The organism is Halobacillus sp. BAB-2008 (genome assembly GCF_000328325.1).
Taxonomy (GTDB): Bacteria; Bacillota; Bacilli; order Bacillales; family Halobacillaceae; genus Halobacillus.
In genome coordinates this window covers 19,629-39,168 of sequence record NZ_ANPF01000061.1, presented here as the reverse complement: position 1 = coordinate 39,168, position 19,540 = coordinate 19,629, and the positions used below count along the sequence as shown (strand labels likewise).

Sequence of the window (19,540 nt, the reverse complement as noted above, 5' to 3'; positions counted from 1 at the left end):
TTATTTTTTATAAACAAATTCCTATTGAAAGGCATCGTTGCTGTCAAATAAAAGCTCCCCCTGATCGTTGATCGTACATAAGGATACTTCCTCGACGGATGAAAAACCGTTCTTCTTAACCTCGTTCAAAAGCCAGCTCTTATTCTTGCGGACCGTCCTCAGTCCACTATACTGTATCAAGCCGTCAGCAATGAGAACAACAGCGTAATCGGAAGTACCATCTTTCTTCTTTTCAAAGACGGAAAGTTTTCCGGACGGTTCCAAAATAGCATAGGAAACATCCTGCACCTGCTGAATACCATGTTCTCTTAACTGCAGTAGTAAATCATTGAAATTATAACGCTGCCGCCTCATTTCATGTTCATCCACGTGCCCATGCTTAATGATGATGGAGGGTTTCCCATCGAACCAGTTTCGGAAGCGTTGGTTTTTCAAAGAAAGCCAGGCACTTGCCAGTTGAATTAACAGCAGCACTCCCATTGGAACGAGGGCGTGCCATAATCCGGAATCCGGCTTTTCGATTAAAAAGACAGCGATTTCCGCAAGCATGATATAGACGACGAGGTCCATGATACTCAACTCTCCAATCTCCCGTTTACCCATGAAACGGAAGACAAGCAGAATAAGGAAATAGGTGAGCAGTGTTCGACCTATAACGGAAACGACGACGAAATCCATCGATCCACGCCCTTTCTTGTAGGTTCTCCTCTACTTAACATCACCTATTTCCCCGAATTTATGAGAGAAATGGAAGCAAATATCGCACCCATATATAAATGGATGAGATGATAAGCGACAAGAACAATACCGGCACCCCGTAAAAAGAAAACTTCAGAAAAGGAATCGGTTGATTATGACTGGCAGCAAGCCCTGCCACCACTACATTAGCAGAAGCACCCACCAAGGTCCCATTACCTCCGAGGCAGGCTCCAAGCGCCAGGGACCACCAAACAGGGTCAACATCCATCATCCCGTATCCCTGCAGCTCCTGAACGACAGGGATCATGGCAGCGACAAAAGGAATATTATCGACAACGCCGGAGAGCAGTCCGGCACTCCACAACATGACGGTCGCCGTGATCGGCATGTCTCCACCGGATATCCATACCATCCCTCTTGCCAGTTCATCGATAATTCCTACCGTCTCAAGACCTCCGACAAGCATAAAAAGTCCAATGAAGAAAAATAAAGTCACCCATTCCACCTCTTGAAAGACATGTTCCACCTCGACTTCTTTTTCAGAAAGGAAGAGGAGAAGCAGGGCACCGGAAACAGCAATGGTTGTTATATCCATATGAATGAATGGATGAAGCATAAAACCTGCTATGGTAAGAACCATCACGGAGATGGATTGGATAAGCAACCGGGAAATCGTCAAGTGTTCCTTTGCATCCATCTGCATCAATTCTTCTGCCAGCGCTTTATTATAAACAAGCCCTTTCCGGAAGAGGAGAAGTATGCCGGTGATGACCACGGTGAATATGATCAATACTACTGGACCCAGATGATACAGAAACGATACGAAGCTGAAATGATCGACCGCTTGTCCGATCATGATATTCGGCGGATCTCCGATCAAGGTTGCCGTCCCCCCGATATTGGAGCTGAAGATGGTCGTAATTAAATATGGAAAAGCCGGCAGCTTTAAACGGTCCACTAATGACAATAATACCGGAACAAATAAAAGTACCGTCGTAACATTATCCAGAAAAGCGGACCCGACAGCTGTGAACAGAGCCGTCATGAATAACAGCGGGACAGGACGGCCACGGACCACCTGTGCAAGCCGAATAGCCATGTACGTAAAAATTCCAGTTTTTTTCGTGATGGAAACAAGGACCATCATCGAAAACAACAGAGCAACTGTCTCCCAATCAATGAATCCGAAAGCCTGTTCCCACTCATACACATTTGCCATCAGCAGCAAAACCCCTCCGGCAATGGCCACAAGAGCACGGTTCAATTTCTCCGTCATGATCAATACATAACTAGCCACGAATATAAGCAATGCAAGTACAGTTGTCATAGACCTTCCCCTTTACGTGGACTTTTACTTATACCTATTCATATGGAAGGGGAAATATCTACTTCTATCCCTGTATAAAACATGCATATAGATAGAAAAGACAGGCGTTATAGAGAGGAGGGATGGGATGAAGAAATTACTACAGGGAGTACTTGGGTATGGTGTCGGTTCTATCTTCCTTTTGATGATTACAGCGGCTGGTGTACTGGCTCTGCTCCTTCGCTTTACATCCATGGAATACGGCACGTTGAACCAGATTGCTCTGGTGACTGGTTTAACGATCCTCGCCGTGGGTGGAATGCTTGCCGCTTATAAAGGCGAACAAAAAGGATGGCTGTCAGGCGGGATGACGGGAGTAATATTTGTTAGTGCCATGATACTGTTTCAAATCATCTTTGAAAACACGTTAATCTCCCTGCCACAGCTTAGTTATTTCGGCGGCCTTGTCCTGGCTGCATGGCTGGGAGGCATGATCGGAGTAAACCTGCCGAGAAAAGCGGCCAGGTGAAAGAATGCATAAAAAATCCCGCTACACGGTGTGTAACGGGATTTTTTGTCTCATCAGCTGAGTTTTTCACGAACAGAAGAACGATCAAACTTAAGCTGTGTACCATCTTGAACAGTGACAACCAGCGTACCTTCATCTATAGCATGAATCGTACCGTGTAGTCCTCCAATTGTTATGATTCTATCACCCTTTTGTAAGTCCGACTGCATCTGCTGCACTTGTTTCTGTTTCTTTTGCTGCGGTCGGATCAATAGGAAATAGAAAATGACAAACATTAGAATAATCGGCAATAATCCTACTAATGTCTCCATTTATTTCCCCCCTTTCTAAAAGTTCTTTGCGTTTGGTTTGTTGAAACCATACATTTCAAAGAATTCTTCTCTAAAGTCACCGAGTCGATCTTCTCGAATGGCTTCACGCACTTGCCCCATTAAGTTTAACAGAAAATAAAGGTTATGATAAGTCGTAAGTCTGAATCCGAATGTTTCATTCGCTTTAACCAGGTGACGGATGTATGCACGGCTGTAATTCCGGCACGTATGGCAATCGCAATTCTCATCAATTGGTCGGAAATCGCGCGCATATTTAGCATTTCTCACGACCAATCGGCCTTCCGATGTCATCAATGTACCGTTCCTCGCAATCCTTGTTGGAAGGACACAGTCGAACATGTCGATTCCACGGATGGAACCGTCAATGAGCGAGTCGGGGGAGCCGACTCCCATTAAATAGCGGGGCTTCTCGGAAGGAAGCAGAGGAGTCGTAAATTCAAGTACGCGGTTCATGACGTCCTTCGGTTCCCCAACAGACAAACCTCCTACAGCGTACCCCGGGAAGTCCATAGACGTTAGATCCATCGCACTCTGCCGGCGCAGGTCTTCGTACTCTCCACCTTGGATGATTCCGAACAGCCCTTGGTCGTTAGGTCGCTTATGTGCCTCCAGACAGCGTTCCGCCCAGCGGCTTGTCCGTTCGACGGACTTTTTCATATACTCATGTTCTGCGGGATAAGGAGGGCATTCGTCGAAGGCCATCATAATATCCGCTCCCAGTGAGTTCTGAATACGCATGGCTTTCTCTGGAGAAAGGAAAAGTTTTTCTCCGCTGATATGATTGCGGAAATGGACGCCCTCTTCTTCAATTCTTCTTAAGTCACTCAGGCTGAATACCTGGAACCCGCCGGAATCTGTCAGGATAGAGCCGTCCCAGTTCATAAATTTGTGGAGGCCGCCTGCTTCTTCGACGATATCCTCCCCCGGGCGGAGCCACAGGTGATACGTATTGGAAAGGATGATTTGTGCGCCCATTCTTTCCAGTTCTTCCGGACTCATCGTTTTAACGGTAGCAAGCGTCCCTACCGGCATAAACATCGGAGTTTCAAAAGAACCGTGAGGCGTGTGTACTTTCCCAAGCCGCGCCCCAGTCTGTTTACAAGTTTTTATTAATTCATAAGTGATTGCCATGTTTTCTTCCCTTTCTTACTCTTAAGATACAAAATCATGTAAGGAACATCGCGTCTCCGAAGCTGAAGAAACGATAGCGCTCTTCGACGGCTTTATGATAGGCTTCCATAACGAACTCCGTACCGGCAAATGCACTGACGAGCATAATCAATGTCGATTTAGGCAGGTGAAAATTCGTTATTAACCCGTCGATCGCCTGCAACTTCTGTGGCGGGTAAATGAAGATATCCGTCCATCCACTTGCTGCTTTGAAGTCCCCGTGGTCTCTAACTATCGTTTCAAGTGTTCGTGTCGAGGTCGTACCGACAGAAATGATACGGCCTCCCTTCGCTCTTACATTACGAAGATGCGCAGCTGTTTCTTCATTTAAACGATAAAATTCTGCATGCATATCGTGTTCTTCTATATTATCAACACTGACCGGGCGGAATGTGCCTAGTCCTACATGAAGAGTCAGATAAGCAATCTCGACTCCTTTTTCCTGAAGCTCTGTCAACAGCTCCTCTGTGAAATGGAGGCCTGCCGTCGGTGCGGCCGCAGATCCTTCTTCTTTCGCATAGACGGTTTGGTAACGTTCACGGTCGGATAACTGTTCCTTGATATAAGGAGGCAGAGGCATTTCCCCCAACGATTCCAAAACCTCAAGGAAGATCCCTTCATAATGAAACTTGACTTTACGACCGCCATGCTCCTGTATCTCCGTACATTCCGCGGCGAGCTGACCGTCGCCGAAGACGATTCGTGTCCCCAGCTTGATTTTCTTGGCAGGCTTCACAAGCACTTCCCATTCATCCGCCTCTGTCTGATGAAGAAGAAGAACTTCCACCTTGCCGCCTGTGTCCTCCCTGGCCCCATACAACCGCGCAGGAAGCACACGTGTATTGTTCAATACAAGGCAGTCTCCTTCGTTAAGATGGTCGGTAATTTTGGAAAAGCGCGTATGTTCAATAGATTGGTCCTCGCGGTTGCAAACCATCAAACGGGACGAAGAACGATCCTCCAAAGGCACTTGGGCAATCAGTTCTTCCGGCAGTTCAAAATCATATTGCTTAATATCCATGCTAATCCCCTATTCTTGCTATGTTTTTAATTCACCATTTGTTTATCAAATAGAAAAGGAAGGAAAGGACGATACTCACGACAATCGAGGTCACAATAGGAAAATAGAAGGTCATGTTTCCTTTCCTGAAGCTGATGTCTCCTGGAAGCTTGCCAAAGATACTCCACAGTAGACCGATGACGATAAACACAATCCCTATAACAATAAAGATTTTACCGAACCCAGTCAAGAGCCGGGCACCTCCCTGTTGAAGTGAGCATAAGCTTTCGGTGTCACAACCCGGCCCCTCGGCGTACGTTGGATATAACCGATTTGAAGGAGATAAGGTTCGTACACGTCTTCGATCGTCTGTGGTTCTTCCCCGATCGTAGCAGCGATTGTATCCAGCCCGACCGGACCTCCTTGAAAACCGTCCATAATTCCTTCCAAAAGCTTATGATCGATGAAATCCAGTCCTTCCGCATCCACTTGCAGCATTCGAAGAGCTTCTTTCGTCGTTTGCTTGGAAATGACGGATTCTCCCTTCACTTGCGCAATATCACGCACCCGCTTCAAGAGCCGGTTGGCGATACGCGGTGTTCCACGAGAACGCCGTGCCACTTCAGATGCCGCTTCTTTATCGATGTCCACGTGGAAAATTTCAGCCGTCCTTTCCACAATGGAGCATAACGCCTGGGTATCATAATATTCCAAGCGGCTGTGGACCCCGAAACGATCTCTCAGCGGTGCGGAAAGCAGCCCGGCCCGAGTCGTTGCTCCTACAAGCGTGAAAGGCGGGAGGTCAAGACGGACAGAACGGGCGCTCGGACCTGTACCAACGACGATATCGAGGCAAAAGTCCTCCATGGCAGGATACAGTACTTCTTCCACCGATCTCGGGAGTCGGTGAATCTCATCAATAAATAAAACATCCCCGGGTTCCAGCGAAGATAAGATAGCTGCCAAATCTCCAGCCCTTTCAATGGCAGGACCAGCAGTTGTACGGAATTGAACACCCATTTCATTGGCTATGATAGAAGCGAGCGTCGTTTTCCCCAATCCCGGCGGCCCGTACAAAAGAGCATGGTCCAGCGGTTCGTTTCTCATTCGCGCTGCCTCAATGAATATTTTCAAATTACCCTTCACCTGGTCCTGGCCGATATACTGCCTAAGCGTTTCAGGACGGAGACTCAGCTCTATATCCTGATCTACCTCCTGCTGTTCTCCAGATATCATACGATCTTCCACCAGTCATCCTCCTTCAAGCTTTCATCAATAGCTGCAGACCCTGGCGGACATAATCGTCCACACTCCCCTGCTTCGTCTTCTCCAGTTCTTTACGAACAAACTTCACTTCTTTCTCTGTATAACCGAGCGCCTTGAGTGCCTCAATAGCATCATCCAGACGTTCTCTGCGTTCTACGGAGGTCAAATCTTCTTTGTAGAACAGCGTATTTTCGTTCTCTTCATCCGGAAGCCAGACGATAAGTTTGCCTTTAAGATCAAGAATCATTTGGCGGGCTGTCTTCTTCCCAACACCGGGAAACTTAGTCAAGTACTTCTCATCTTCCTGCTCAATCGCGGATACGAATTCCGGAACACTTACCGTCCCCAGAATGGCGAGTGCGCCCTTCGGTCCAATTCCTGACACGTTCAGCAGCTGGGCAAACAACTGTTTATCCTCTTTCTTGCGGAAACCGAACAGCGACTGGTTATCTTCCCTGATGTAATGATACGTATGTACTTTCACTTCCTGATTCATTTCATCTTGAAAATGAAAGGGGTTGGCACATAAAATCTCATACCCTATCCCGTTCGTTTCTATAGTCATCGACCCTTCATCAAGCGTCGTAACGATTCCTCTGACATAACTGATCATGTAACTAATCCTCTCCAACCTTTAATAACTAATACTGTTATTGTAACATAGAAGCACATGTTCGCCCATCCTTCAAACCTTGCAACACGGATCCTTTTCTCCGAAAAAAAAGAGGAGACAACTTTTCACAAAAAAACGAATGCTTCCTTAATTAACAAAGGGTCGGCATTCGTTTTTTCTATAATTTCTTATGCATGGATCAGGCATGCTCTTCCTCCGTCACCCTCTGCACCACTTGTTCAAAATGGCGGAAATCTTTTATTTTTATCCCCGTCTTCAATTTATTTTTATACTTGGATTCCAGCGGCTTCACAGGTACGGGCTTGAATGATTCTATCACTTCCCCATGATCCGGAAGCCCTTGAAAGACCGCAAGCTCCCCATCCTTATTTAAACCGAAATATCCTTGGCTCTTCGTCAATGGAGAGATATCTTCCACTTGTCGTTGAAACACGATTTTCCCGACTTCCTGCTCTTCTACTGTCCAACCAGCGTATTCCGCCCAAAAATCCGGCATGGACCAGATTGTTTCTTCTTCCTGAGTCGTTTCTGTGACTCCATCCCTATAATGCTTCTTCAACACGACTATAAGTGTCAGAGGTTCCGCCTGCACACGCGTCTCTTCTGTGCTGCTTTCTGACACCTTCCCGTCAATGTTTCGTTGGAAAGGATGGTCTTCTACCTTCAAAGGTCGGTCGCTACTGTTTTCCATCCCCTGCCAGCCAACAAGAAGGAGACTGATGCCGATAGCCCACCACAAGCGTTTCATACTCGGTTCCCCCCATAAACTAAAATAACTTCCATTCCTAGTGTGTCCGGGAATGAAAGTTATTATGATAGAAAAGGGTCAGGACAATTTCTCAAGAACAGATTCATCTGCATCCAGGTTATGATAAACTTCCTGGACATCATCATTATCCTCGAGCATATCAATCAGTTTGAGCATTTTCTCTACTCCTGATTCATCAAGGTCTGTGTATGTTTCCGGTATCATCGTCACTTCATTGGTAAGAAATTGGTATCCGCTGTCCTTTAGGGCATCTTTGACAGTTGAGAACGACTCCGGCGCAGTATATATTTCAAACCGGTCTTCATATGTTTCCATTTCTTCCGCTCCGGCTTCGATCGCTTCCAACATCATGTCTTCTTCATCTGCATCTGTCAAAGAACGATCAATCACTAAATAACCAGAACGTTGAAACATAAAGGAAACACATCCATTTTCACCGAGGTTCCCATCATTTTTGTTGAACGCATGTCGTACATCCGCCGCCGTGCGATTCTTATTATCTGTCAATACTTTCACCATAACCGCAACACCACCAGGACCGTAGCCTTCATACGTATATTCTTCATAATGGACGCCGTCCAGGTCCCCTGTAGCTTTCTTGATGGCACGATCAACGTTATCTTTGGGCATGTTGTTGGCACGTGCTTTATCCATAGCTAAGCGTAGAGGCGGGTTCGTCTCCGGATCTCCGCCTCCCTGCTTGGCAGCCATAAATATTTCCCGGGCCAGTTTCATGAACAGTTTGCCGCGTTTTGCGTCCTGCGCCCCTTTGCGATGCTTAATGTTACTCCATTTTGAATGACCAGCCATGGACATTCTCCTCTCCCATGCAAATCTTTTCCTTTATAAATATATCATAATCCCCAAAATGCTTGAAAGTCTGCCGAATTAGTTCTGATTAAAGAAACTTTGGAAGCGGTTTTTCCACTTATCCGGCATGTCAGACGCTTTTAATCTGGAATTTAAATCTTTCATGTGATCCCAGTTATTATTGTTCGTATATATCGTGACTTTCTTATCTGAAACCTCTGCTACTTTCTCTTCAATTTTGTCCGGTATCGATTGATTTCTCCGGTCATAAGGGTTAATCATGACAGCGACGTACATACGGTCATCGGTTGAAAACGCCTGGGCCATGGTCACTTCATCCAGCTCATTGACCTTTTCGACGACACGCATCGCATCTTCGTTATTGAAGTCGTTATCGTGGGAACGATTTGTTTCTTGATATTTGGACTGCCGGAACTCTTCGTCTGCCGTCCGCTTGAAGTAGCTGTCTTTCCCTGTAGGGATCTTTCCTCTTCGCTCGGTTCCTTCGTCTGCTTGATATTCCATCGGTTCATAAATGGACTCTTTCGGTTCGGGAACCGTTTCTTCCTTTCCTGTCTGGCAGGCTGCGAGCACCCCCGGTATGAGGATGAAGACGATGAATAATTTCCACATAAAAACATTCTCCTTTTTCCCTTACTATGGGTCCAAGAAGAATGTTTTAATCTGACAATATTCGCCAAGCTTATTGAGGCGGTGCAGGCGGCAGCTGACGCTTATGAGCGGAACGTTTGTGTAAAGCTTCAATGATTTGACGGTCTTTCTCAGGGATTTCTTCCCCCTTCAAGTGACGATCGATCATCTCATAGCTGGTTCCCATTTCATTTTCGTCTGTCTGTCCTTCCCAAAGGCCGGCACTCGGCTGTTTATGGATGACTTCTTTCGGAACTCCAAGGTATTCTGCCATTTCCCGGACTTCTCCTTTTGTCAAGTTCACAAGTGGAACGAGGTCTACCCCGCCGTCCCCGAACTTAGTGAAGTAACCTGTGTACCATTCGGCAGCATTGTCTGTTCCTACGACAAGGTATTTGTGATTTGTAGCAACTGTGTAAAGCGTACTCATTCTCAAACGGGCACGAAGGTTGGCATCTGCGAGCTGGGATTGCTCTTCATTCCACTGCCCCGCGCTCTCCAGCTGTTCTTTAATGGTGGAGAACATGACCTTATGCGTTTCGGTCAAGTCTACGACGATGGAAGACAGGTCGCATGCATCAATTACGCTCTGGGCATGCGTTTGATCGTCCGATTGGCTCTTACAAGGCATAATTACGCCTAAAGAGCGTTCAGGAAAGGCTTTCTTGATTAGGTTGGCAACAACTGCAGAGTCGATTCCTCCACTTACCCCGACAAGCAAACCTTCTACATTTGCTTTTTCTACTTGTTCCTGCAACCATGCTACGATTTGATTTACTTTTTGTTCCACCGGATTGTTCATCCTTTCACACATATGATATACAATCATAGCATATGTTCTGCATATCGGACAAACATCTTTCTACTTTCCCAGGCTTTTTCCAGCTTCCGCATCGGCCGCTGCATCGTCGATCCTTCCCTCACACCGCTTCTGTACCCGTAAAGCCATTCGCGCAGCAGGTCAGCAGGAACGAGGACCCCTTTCCACCAGATTTCCTTCTCCTTCACATGCGGGAAGTAAGAAATCAATGCTGTACGGTCTTTTTCTAAACAGGGGAGAAAGCGTTGGGCTAATTGAATGTGGTCGTATAAATGGGGTCCGGTATGAAGAAGATCGAAATCGATCAATTTGATCTGCTTATCCTTTGTCACCATGAAATTATGGTGGGCGACATCTCCATGCAGCCATTCATGATGATTCCACGCCCGTTCTTCGATTTCCCCCCATGGATGTTCAGAAAAATCCTCCAGGCGCTGCAGCATGGAAGAACGAATTTCTTCATACATATGTTTCTTTCCTAAATCAAGGAAGGTGTCTCTCGTCTCTTCAAATTGTTCCAGACGCCGCTCCCATTTGACGTAAAGCGGGTCTTTGGGAACCGAAAGCACCCCGATCCCTTTCGTAGTTCGGTGGAAATGGTGAAGGATGCGTACTGCCTGCTTACGGTCATGGTGCTTGTTGAAATCTGCGTGGTGTCCGTTCACATGTTCAAAAAGCGCCCACTCACATCCAAGCCTTCCTTTCGTTTCTTTTCTATCGGGAAACGGCACCGGACGCGCTGCTATTCTGTAAGCGTAATTCCAATGCTTAAAAAATTCCAGCTGCTGGTCAATGACACGGGGCCTGCGATACCCTTTCAAGATGAACGATTGATCCTTGTAGTTGACCTGGTACACTTTTGGTTTAATATGCCGCTCGAAAGTGATCGGCAGACCTTCCTCTGCCTGGAGCCAATGAAAAAGGCGATCCGTATATGAATCGCCCTTCCTCTTGTCAGCTCTCATCTAAATCATCTTCCCGCCAAGGTTGCTGATAACCCGGCCACATCGGCTGCCCCCAGCCTGCTGTCCCTGCGGCATATATGGTCCTTGTTGACCCCAACCAGGATAACCCTGCTGCCAGCCCCCGTGATGGTACGGCATCGGTGCGCCATAGCCCATCTGTCCTTGCGGCAGTGTCTGGCCGCCCCCACAGCCACAGCCACCGGACTGTGTGCCGGGACTCATCATGTTATTGGACTCTTCTTCCCACATCGGCTGCTGCATGGGCATGTGCATCGGCATCGGCTGCTGCATGGGCATTGGCTGCTGCATCGGCATGTGCATCGGCATCATGACCGGATGCGGAGGACAGCAATAGAAGTCGGTATGAACGAGTTGGGGACCCTGTGGAGGGCAATACGGCTGCTGTGGCATAGGTGCCGGTACGAACTGTTCCCCTTTCACTTCCGGAGCCTTCACTTCTTCCGGAGACTCTTCCTCTTTCGGCTGCGGCGCGGGCATCTGCGGCAGGTGGAAGGTCGTATAGTAATTTTGCATCTGCTGATCGATGCTCGGCATGGTGATCGGCATATTCATGTTAATTGGCTGCATCGGCATCATCGGTTTTTCCATGACACCCTTGACCGGTTTTTTCTCATCTTCCTTCATTGCCGGCGGAGGAGAAGGCATCGGCATTTCCTTCTTCGGTGCAGGCGCTGGAGCCATTTGCTGCTTGGGTGCTTCCTTTTTCACCTGCTTCGTACCTTGAGGGACTTTGATCTTCATACCCGGCATGATCATATCAGGATTGGATAGCTGGGTATTTACGGATTTCAACTCTTCAAAGTTAACCCCATATTTCTTGGCAATGTTCCAGAGTGTATCTCCTTTTTGTACAATGTGAATTCTCACATCTGCAACTCCCTTCCTGTCAATCTAAAAAACGATAAGACAATAATAGCTCAATAACACTCTATGCAAGACAACCCGAAAGATTGATGAAAAAGCCTACAATAAATTCGAAAAAAATATAAACAAACCCCCGGAACCCTATGTTTATAGGATTCCGGGGGTTTGTGTTTTTTTTATGCTTTTTGTACCGGAGTAGGAATGTCCAACTGATAGGTCGGATAGGTCCCAAGAACGCGAAGCTGACAGCCTAACGCTTCCAACTCTGCCTGCACACCTGGAAACAGCACCTGATCGTAAGGCTGATCCACATCTATCAGGAAGAAATAGTTGCCGAGCCCGGTCTTCATCGGACGGGATTCGATCTTGGATAAGTTCATCTTCCTCCAAGCAAAGGCAGCAAGCACCTGATGGAGCGCCCCTACGTAATCTTTCGGCAGTGTTACCATCACTGTCGTCTTATGGCTTGACACCGGATGGTCCTTCACTTTCAGCGTATGCGGCGTCTTCTGGACGACGGCAAAACGGGTATGGTTATTATCATAATCATGGATATCCGAAGCCAGCATCCGCAGACCATTCTGTTCAGCAGCCAGATGATTGGCAATCGCTGCAACCCCGGGACCGATTTCAGAAACCATTTCAGCCGCTCTGCCCGTGGAAGTTGTCGATTCCAATTGCGCATCCGGATAATGACTGTGCAGATATTGGTGACACTGGGCAATGGCATGACTGTGTGAATACACTTTTTCAATTTCCTGCCCGTGATGATCGGGATGGACAAGCAGGTGTTGTTTGATCGGCACCGTAAGCTCTGCAATAATCGATTGATCCACTTGGTGGACCAGGTAATCGATCGTCAAATGCACCGATCCCTCAATAGCATTTTCCAACGGTACGACTGCTGTCGCTATCTCTCCCTTTTCAACGGCATCCAGACAGGAGGGAATGGTTTCAAAACTTACATACGTCCCTCCATCAAACATAGCGTCCACGGCCATTTTCGTAAATGTTCCTTTAGGTCCTAAGTATCCGATCCGTTGTTCCGACATGATTTCCCCTCCAAATTATGCTCCCGAACTGAGAATCTCTACACGATCCACAAAGTCCAGCTTATGCAGTTGCTGCAGTAATTTCTCAATTGATCCTGTCATTCCTGACGTATTCAGGGACAACGTGACGTTTGCTTTCCCCTGTAACGGAATCGTCTGATGGATCGTCAAAACGTTACAACCTGACCTCGCTACGATCATCAGCAGATCAGAAAGTGTCCCTTTCCTGTCTTCTAAATGGAAGAACAACGTGATCATCTGTTCTTTGACCATTGCCTGAAAAGGGAACACGGCATCTCTATATTTGTAAAAAGCGCTTCTGGAAAGTCCCACCTTCTGGACGGCATCGAAAATCGATTCCACTTTCCCCCGCTCCAGCAGGGCTTTCGCATCAATCGTTTTCTTCATCGCTTCCGGGAGGATGTCACTACGGACTAAATAAAACTTCTCATTATAATCCGCCATCGGATCTGCCTCCCTTAATCGACGAATTCAAATTCGTAGTCAAGCAGACGGACAGTATCTCCGTTCTCCGCACCACGTTTACGCAATTCTTCATCTACCCCCATGCTCCGCATTTGGCGCGCGAATCGGTTGATCGACTGATCACGCGAGAAGTCGGTCCTGCGGAACAGGGATTCAATTTTATCGCCATACAATACGTATGCTCCGTCATCATCACGACGGACTTTGAACGCTGCTTCTTCTTTCTCGTACTTATAGATCACACGCTCGTCGACTTCTTCAATCTCTTCTTCCTGCTTAGGAATCTGATCTAATTTGTCGGCGACTGCATAAAGAAGCTCCTCTAACCCTTCTCTCGTTACCGTAGATATGGAATAAATGTCTGCTTCCGTATCACCCAGCTGCTCTTTAAAAGCCTCTAGGTTCTCCGCAGATTCCGGCATATCCATCTTGTTTGCCACGATGATTTGCGGGCGGTTTTCCAATCGTTTATCGTACGACGACAATTCATTGTTAATCGTCACATAATCGTCATATGGGTCCCGTCCTTCCACGCCGGACATGTCAATGACATGCAGAAGCAGACGAGTCCGTTCGACATGACGAAGGAACTGATGGCCAAGACCTACTCCCTCGTGCGCCCCTTCAATCAGACCAGGAAGATCGGCAAGAACGAAACTACGATGATCCTGACTCTCCACGACACCTAAGTTTGGAGACAGCGTCGTAAAGTGATAATCGGCAATTTTCGGTTTTGCTGCCGTCACTACGGAAAGGAAGGTGGATTTCCCGACACTTGGGAACCCGACAAGACCGACGTCAGCAAGAAGCTTCAGCTCAACGATGACATCTAATTCCTGGCCCTGCTCTCCATTTTCAGCGATTTCCGGTGCAGGGTTGCGTGCCGTAGCGAATCGGGCATTCCCACGCCCTCCCCGGCCTCCTTTAGCGATGACTGAGCGCTGCTTATGTTCCGTTAAATCGGCGATCACCTTGCCTGTTTCTGCTACTTTAACCGTTGTTCCAGGAGGCACACTCACGACGAGCGGCTCCGCATTCTTGCCGTGCTGTTTCTGGTTCATACCGTTTTGTCCGCGGGTCGCCTTGAAATGGTGCTGATACCGGAAGTCCATTAATGTATTGAGTCCTTCATCCACTTCAAATACGACATCTCCACCGTTTCCGCCGTCACCGCCGGCAGGACCGCCCATTGGAACGTACTTTTCACGTCTGTATGCGACGAGACCGTTCCCTCCGTCGCCACCTTTAACGAATACTTTGACCTGATCGACAAACATTCTATTCACCTCTTCATTCTATCGTCATTTCGATAGAAAGTTCTTTGTTATCAAATAATGTTACGATGAACCCTTCATGATTCAGCTTCTGCTTTAAATCGTCCCCGTTAATGAAAGGTCCTTCCCATTCCCAACTCAATCCTAAAGCATTCTGGCCGCCCACATAAATCGTAAGCACCCCTTCATACAACTCACCCGGTACTGTATGCTCGTCCATGAGCTGTATCATCCGTATCCCATAAGCGGTCAACCTCTGATCATGACGGGATAAATCAACATCGTCCACAAAGGAGAATTTCACTCGATAGGAATCGTGCGTCCAATTGAACGTCAACAGCCAGATGGAGAATGCTCCTGCATGACTATTTAACAACTTCCGCTCCTCTTCCGCCTCTTCCTTCACTTCTTCAATCTGTTCCATAAGTTTGTCCTGCTTTCCGAGAGACGCATACCCATGGATCAATTGAATTTGATTCATCCAGTCATGACGCTTATGCCTCAACACGGTAATGATATCCTGTTCTCCCATCCTGTCAGCTCCTCGTTCACCCATAATAATAAAAAGTATAGCAAAAATCCAAGGAAACCTAAACAGCCCTCGAAGCGCATGGCAAACAATATAGAAAAAGCCGCGCTTATGCGAAAAGCAAAGCGCGGCTTTTGTGCTGCAGGATCGTATTCAGTTACGCTTCCTGTTGTACAGGATAGACGCTGACTTTCTTACGGTCACGTCCGTAACGTTCGAATTTAACAACACCGTCCACTTTCGCGAACAACGTGTCGTCACCACCGCGGCCGACGTTTGCACCAGGTTAGATCTTCGTACCGCGTTGACGGTAAAGGATAGAACCACCTGTTACAGTTTGTCCGTCTGCACGTTTAGCTCCAAGACGTTTAGACTCGGAATCACGGCCGTTCTTTGTACTACCTACACCCTTCTTCTGGGCGAAAAACTGCAAATCAAGACGTAGCATGAGTCTTCACCTCCTTATCGATGGGATATTTTAATATATTGAGCGTACTCATTTTCAATGGTTTCCAATGAAACCAACATGCCTTCCAAAAGCGTTTGGGCTTTAGAATGAACGGATTCATCCATATTCCCGGGAAGGGTGATCTTTAAGTATCCACCTTCTCCGCCTTGTTCGACAGCAGGTTCGAATTCACACAGACTGATGACTGCATTCACTGCACCAAAGGTAACAGCAGAAACAGCTGCACATACGAGATCATGGCCATAAGGACCACTCTCTGCATGACCGGATACTTCAAATCCGGTAATCGAGCCGTGCGAGCGAAACATCGATACATGTATCATCAGGACGATCCTTACGCGTTGATGTCTTCAACGATAAGTTTCGTGTATGGCTGACGATGACCTTGTTTGCGCTTGTAGTTCTTCTTCGGCTTGTATTTGAATACAGTGATTTTCTTTTGACGACCTTGTTTTTCAACTTTAGCCGTTACAGAAGCACCGTCAACGTAAGGAGCTCCCACTTTCGTGTCATCTCCGCCTACGAAAAGAACTTTGTCAAAAGTAACAGATTCACCAGCTTCTACGTCCATTTTCTCAACGAAGATCTCCTGGCCTTTCTCCACTTTCACTTGCTTGCCACCAGTTTCAATAATTGCGTACATACTTGCACCTCCTCGATTTACTCAGACTCGCCATTCAGGTACCGGAAATCGGTTTAAAACCTGTTCTGCGCGGTTGTAGCATCGAAGTGCTACTTGAATAACAAAACAATGTTACCACAGATCAAAACAAGTTGTCAACATGATATCCGCGGCGCTGAACAGCATCCCGGATCATGTTTAAAGACCCTTCAAGCTCTATTTGATAGTGAAGAATTTGGGAATCCTCCCTAACAAACAGCTCCTGTGGAATTTTACTAGAAATCGCCCCGGAAAGCAATCGTTTTTTTTCATTATGGAAAAGAGGATTCACTACAAGGAGCTTCGCCTCCGTGCCGTCTCCCTTGGAATCGATTAGCTCCCGCTCCAGACGATAGACGGCAGTCTCCATCGTGAACGATGGTGATTGCTGTTCAGCAAGAAGGTCCGGCAGTCTCGCACCTTCTCTCTTCCTTGTCATTTCCAAGAGTCCGAGCTTCGTCAACCCGAGCACCGTTGTATGGACCGGGTCGTACCGAAGCGCCTTTTTCATTTCCGCGATCAGTCGTGCGTTGGATTTCTGATCTTTCATAGAAAGGAAGTCGACGATGATGATCCCGGACAGATTACGGAGACGGATCTGCCGTTGAATTTCCGGGACCGCTTCAAGATTGACCTGAAGCGCCTGGGAATTGGAGAAAGCGCGACCTTTGAATGTAGAGCTGTTTACATCAATAATCACCATTGCTTCCGTCTGATTAATATTAAGACGGGTCCCGTTTCCGATTTCCACCTTATCTGATAGCATTTGCTGCTGCAGAAGATCCAACGAAACAGGCAGCTCTTCGGATAAATTTCTGCTCCAGCGGATGAGAGGAGATAAAGATGGATACCGTTCCCTTGCCTCTTTGGCAGGCGTTCCGCTGTCGAAGACGATCTCCTTGATAGAAGTGACGGGGAATTTTCGCAGCAGTTGATCCGGAATCAGACTTTCCTGAAACAGTTTTCCCGATTTGTCCGTCTTCCCATTTAAAACGGACTCCCATTTCCTGCGCAGGTGACAAAGCTCCTCACAAACGTCATTCACTGCCGCCTCGGCCGCTCCAGTACGGACAATCACCCCTTCTCCATCTTCTATTTGATGAAGGACAGGGCCTTCCAGCCTTGCCCGATCTTCCTCTTTCAGTTTGCGTGAGAACACCACTTTTCCACCGAAAGGCTGATAAATGAGGTTCAGGCCCGGGATGGTTACATCCGCTGTTACCTGCGGCCCTTTCTCGCCAAGGGGCTCTTTTATCACTTGGACAATCAGGGATTCCCCTTCCCTAAGAACCGATTGAATGTTCTCTCCAGACCTCGGAATGGATTCCCTTCTTAGAAATCCACTCTTTTCTTCGCCGATATCAAGAAAGGCGGCCTGTAACCCTTGATCAACCTTTCTAACTTTAGCTGCATATAAAGAACCCGCGAGCGCTTCCGCTCCGGGCCGGTCCAGGACATATTCCTGAATAACGCCGTTTTCTATGACAACGGCGGACTTTTCCGTCGTTTCTGTATGTAGCACGAGCTTTCTCATGATTGTTCCATCCCTTTTCATAATGCAATTTTGCGAACGTCCCCCAATCGCAGGTCGGTTTTCTTTTCGTCAAAAAAGACCCGGAAACACTCTTGTTCATCTACTATATATAATTGGGATGGCTGTTTCAAGACGTATTTGTAGCGACGGTTAGCCCGGACATTCTTCAACACATCCCGTACAAGCGTATCAGAATCCGCCTTCCTGTATGTTGTCTTCAAGTACGTTCTGTTTTGAGATGCGCAGTACAACAAATACCGCATCTGGGTGTAGGAGCGGCGTTTCCACTCCAAGCCGTTCTCAACAATGAGAAAAGAGGCAAGCAGAATGGCAGAGAGAGTCCAGCGCCCTTCCATAAACAGCCAAAGAAAGGCCAGAATCAAAACCGTACAGGAGAGTAGAATCGTAAAGGCAAGGCTTTGCCGGAACGACCAAACCTGGGTTGCTGCATAGAAGCAGATTTTCCCCCCGTCCAGCGGCCAGACAGGAAGAAGATTAAAAAGCAGGATCACTCCGTTATACAGGAGAGCTTTTTCCAGAAGCGGATGAGGGCCGACCAAATTTCCCAGACCAAATAAGAGTCCCGCGATCCATACATGCTGTATAGGACCAGACAGTATCACGAGCATCTGCTCGCGAAAAGGCCTCGTATTATGTTCTTCACTTACTACAGCTCCGCCGAAAAGCCAAATCTCCATTTTCGTCACCCTCCAGCCACAGCGGCGGGCGGCGGTGAAGTGTCCGAGTTCATGAATAAACACAATGGTGAAAAGAACGACAAATTCATAAATCGCACCGGTCAAAAGTGCCGATCCAGCCAGGAGAAAAAACAGGGGGTGCACGTGGATCGTGTCTTTCAAATTAAGACCCTTCATTCACTTGGATCACCTCAGCCGGATCGAGGAACTGATCGTCTTTCTCCACCGCAAAAAAGAATTCAGCTGCTGATTCTCCCGCATCTGCCTCGACTGACCCCAAACCTTTCTGCGCCTTAACATTTTCATAGAGATGAACGTCAATGCTTGATAAATAGCCGTATGTTGTTTTCGTACCATCCTCATGCTGCAAGGTCACTGTATTTCCTGTATCCTCGTCTTTCCCTGCAAAAATGACCGTACCCGCACGAACCGCTTTCACCTGGGAATCATTCTCTGTCCTCATAATAATCCCCTTTCCATCATTTTGAAAAGACGTGGTTACCGTCCCGCTTACAGGCATAGCCAGTGGTTCTTTCCCACCATCCTCCACAGGCTGAATAACCTGCAGCGGATCACCGAAACGCTCACTATACCACGCACTGACGCTTGCAAATGGGAACTCTTCCTGCATCTGACTGACAGCCCATTCTCCGGGGCCGCTTAACACTGGTAATTCCGTGTTCTTACCAAGAGCGACAACACCGAATAACAGAACGGCGAACAGCATTTGCAGACCGAGCCGGCTTGTCCCCTTCGACCCAGAGGGTTCTTCCCTTCCATACGTACTGCTTGTTACAAGTGGTGGATATCCATGCACCTCTTCATCTCCAGGCGGGGCCACCCACTTTTTCGGTGGCACAGACCCGCTGCTGTACAGTTTCTTTTTCTTTCTTCCCGCTATGTCCCTTCGTATATCACGAATGTCTCTTTTCACAAAACAAACCCCTCTCCAAGGACCCTTTTTACCATTCTATGGGACAAGGAGTGGTAATATTTATTTT

General features: G+C 47.4%; 24 protein-coding genes, 1 pseudogene and 1 other annotated feature. Of the genes and pseudogenes, 1 reads left to right on the top strand and 24 read right to left on the bottom strand.

The window, feature by feature from the left end:
• Positions 1-21: 21 nt before the first annotated feature.
• The gene (locus D479_RS13480) at positions 22-678 is read right to left on the bottom strand and encodes a DUF421 domain-containing protein (RefSeq protein ID WP_008637979.1); all 657 of its coding nucleotides are present in this window, start codon (positions 676-678) and stop codon (positions 22-24) included.
• 58 nt (positions 679-736) lie between these two features.
• Positions 737-2,026, bottom strand: a complete 1,290-nt coding sequence (locus D479_RS13475) for an ArsB/NhaD family transporter (RefSeq protein WP_008637978.1) — start codon at positions 2,024-2,026, stop codon at positions 737-739.
• Between the two features lie 127 nt (positions 2,027-2,153).
• On the opposite strand from D479_RS13475, the gene D479_RS13470 reads away from it, so the two are divergent.
• Positions 2,154-2,534: a TIGR04086 family membrane protein gene (locus tag D479_RS13470; RefSeq protein ID WP_008637977.1), complete on the top strand. Its 381-nt coding sequence runs from the start codon at positions 2,154-2,156 to the stop codon at positions 2,532-2,534.
• A 53-nt stretch (positions 2,535-2,587) separates the two neighbouring features.
• On the opposite strand, the gene yajC is transcribed toward D479_RS13470, so the two are convergent.
• The 22 genes and pseudogenes from yajC to D479_RS13360 form a co-directional block, all read right to left on the bottom strand.
• Positions 2,588-2,845, bottom strand: a complete 258-nt coding sequence (yajC, locus tag D479_RS13465; RefSeq protein ID WP_008637976.1) for a preprotein translocase subunit YajC — start codon at positions 2,843-2,845, stop codon at positions 2,588-2,590.
• A 15-nt stretch (positions 2,846-2,860) separates the two neighbouring features.
• Positions 2,861-3,997 (bottom strand): tRNA guanosine(34) transglycosylase Tgt, encoded by a 1,137-nt coding sequence (gene tgt, locus D479_RS13460; protein ID WP_008637974.1) that lies wholly within the window; start codon positions 3,995-3,997, stop codon positions 2,861-2,863.
• Positions 3,998-4,031: 34 nt separating this feature from the next.
• Positions 4,032-5,057, bottom strand: a complete 1,026-nt coding sequence (queA, locus tag D479_RS13455; protein WP_008637972.1) for a tRNA preQ1(34) S-adenosylmethionine ribosyltransferase-isomerase QueA — start codon at positions 5,055-5,057, stop codon at positions 4,032-4,034.
• Positions 5,058-5,088: 31 nt separating this feature from the next.
• Complete coding sequence (locus D479_RS13450; RefSeq protein ID WP_008637970.1) at positions 5,089-5,286, bottom strand: DUF2905 domain-containing protein; 198 nt, start codon at positions 5,284-5,286, stop codon at positions 5,089-5,091.
• Complete coding sequence (ruvB, locus tag D479_RS13445) at positions 5,283-6,284, bottom strand: Holliday junction branch migration DNA helicase RuvB (RefSeq protein WP_008637968.1); 1,002 nt, start codon at positions 6,282-6,284, stop codon at positions 5,283-5,285. Before ruvB ends, D479_RS13450 begins: the two co-directional genes overlap by 4 nt.
• Before the next feature lie 13 nt (positions 6,285-6,297).
• Positions 6,298-6,915 (bottom strand): Holliday junction branch migration protein RuvA, encoded by a 618-nt coding sequence (gene ruvA, locus D479_RS13440; protein WP_008637967.1) that lies wholly within the window; start codon positions 6,913-6,915, stop codon positions 6,298-6,300.
• A 199-nt stretch (positions 6,916-7,114) separates the two neighbouring features.
• Positions 7,115-7,684, bottom strand: coding sequence for a BofC C-terminal domain-containing protein (locus tag D479_RS13435; protein ID WP_008637966.1), 570 nt, complete (start codon positions 7,682-7,684; stop codon positions 7,115-7,117).
• A gap of 78 nt (positions 7,685-7,762) precedes the next feature.
• The gene (locus tag D479_RS13430) at positions 7,763-8,515 is read right to left on the bottom strand and encodes a YebC/PmpR family DNA-binding transcriptional regulator (RefSeq protein ID WP_008637965.1); all 753 of its coding nucleotides are present in this window, start codon (positions 8,513-8,515) and stop codon (positions 7,763-7,765) included.
• A 78-nt stretch (positions 8,516-8,593) separates the two neighbouring features.
• Positions 8,594-9,148, bottom strand: a complete 555-nt coding sequence (locus D479_RS13425) for a YhcN/YlaJ family sporulation lipoprotein (protein ID WP_008637964.1) — start codon at positions 9,146-9,148, stop codon at positions 8,594-8,596.
• Positions 9,149-9,218: 70 nt separating this feature from the next.
• Positions 9,219-9,956, bottom strand: coding sequence for an NAD(+) synthase (gene nadE, locus D479_RS13420; RefSeq protein WP_008637962.1), 738 nt, complete (start codon positions 9,954-9,956; stop codon positions 9,219-9,221).
• 35 nt (positions 9,957-9,991) lie between these two features.
• A complete protein-coding gene (locus D479_RS13415; protein ID WP_008637960.1) occupies positions 9,992-10,951 on the bottom strand; it encodes an aminoglycoside phosphotransferase family protein in 960 nt (319 codons plus the stop codon).
• A complete protein-coding gene (gene safA / locus D479_RS21225) occupies positions 10,952-11,839 on the bottom strand; it encodes a SafA/ExsA family spore coat assembly protein (RefSeq protein WP_008637958.1) in 888 nt (295 codons plus the stop codon).
• A 173-nt stretch (positions 11,840-12,012) separates the two neighbouring features.
• Positions 12,013-12,888, bottom strand: coding sequence for a prephenate dehydratase (pheA, locus tag D479_RS13405; RefSeq protein WP_008637956.1), 876 nt, complete (start codon positions 12,886-12,888; stop codon positions 12,013-12,015).
• Between the two features lie 15 nt (positions 12,889-12,903).
• Positions 12,904-13,353 carry an ACT domain-containing protein gene (locus D479_RS13400; RefSeq protein WP_008637949.1) on the bottom strand — a complete coding sequence of 150 codons (450 nt, stop codon included), beginning with the start codon at positions 13,351-13,353 and terminating at the stop codon, positions 12,904-12,906.
• A 14-nt stretch (positions 13,354-13,367) separates the two neighbouring features.
• A complete protein-coding gene (obgE, locus tag D479_RS13395) occupies positions 13,368-14,651 on the bottom strand; it encodes a GTPase ObgE (RefSeq protein ID WP_008637947.1) in 1,284 nt (427 codons plus the stop codon).
• Between the two features lie 13 nt (positions 14,652-14,664).
• A complete protein-coding gene (locus tag D479_RS13390) occupies positions 14,665-15,180 on the bottom strand; it encodes a Spo0B domain-containing protein (protein ID WP_008637945.1) in 516 nt (171 codons plus the stop codon).
• Between the two features lie 154 nt (positions 15,181-15,334).
• A pseudogene (gene rpmA, locus D479_RS13385) lies at positions 15,335-15,625 on the bottom strand (50S ribosomal protein L27).
• 14 nt (positions 15,626-15,639) lie between these two features.
• Positions 15,640-15,969: a ribosomal-processing cysteine protease Prp gene (locus D479_RS13380; protein WP_008637939.1), complete on the bottom strand. Its 330-nt coding sequence runs from the start codon at positions 15,967-15,969 to the stop codon at positions 15,640-15,642.
• Positions 15,970-15,980: 11 nt separating this feature from the next.
• Entirely contained in the window at positions 15,981-16,289 is a 309-nt protein-coding gene (rplU, locus tag D479_RS13375) for a 50S ribosomal protein L21 (protein ID WP_008637938.1), read from the bottom strand.
• A gap of 13 nt (positions 16,290-16,302) precedes the next feature.
• Positions 16,303-16,374: a sequence feature (ribosomal protein L21 leader region), on the bottom strand.
• Positions 16,375-16,410: 36 nt separating this feature from the next.
• Positions 16,411-17,841 (bottom strand): ribonuclease E/G, encoded by a 1,431-nt coding sequence (locus tag D479_RS13370; protein ID WP_162129295.1) that lies wholly within the window; start codon positions 17,839-17,841, stop codon positions 16,411-16,413.
• Between the two features lie 17 nt (positions 17,842-17,858).
• Complete coding sequence (locus tag D479_RS13365; RefSeq protein WP_008637936.1) at positions 17,859-18,716, bottom strand: M50 family metallopeptidase; 858 nt, start codon at positions 18,714-18,716, stop codon at positions 17,859-17,861.
• Positions 18,703-19,473, bottom strand: coding sequence for a M23 family metallopeptidase (locus tag D479_RS13360; RefSeq protein ID WP_008637935.1), 771 nt, complete (start codon positions 19,471-19,473; stop codon positions 18,703-18,705). The genes D479_RS13365 and D479_RS13360 overlap by 14 nt, the downstream gene beginning before the upstream one ends.
• Positions 19,474-19,540: the final 67 nt, after the last annotated feature.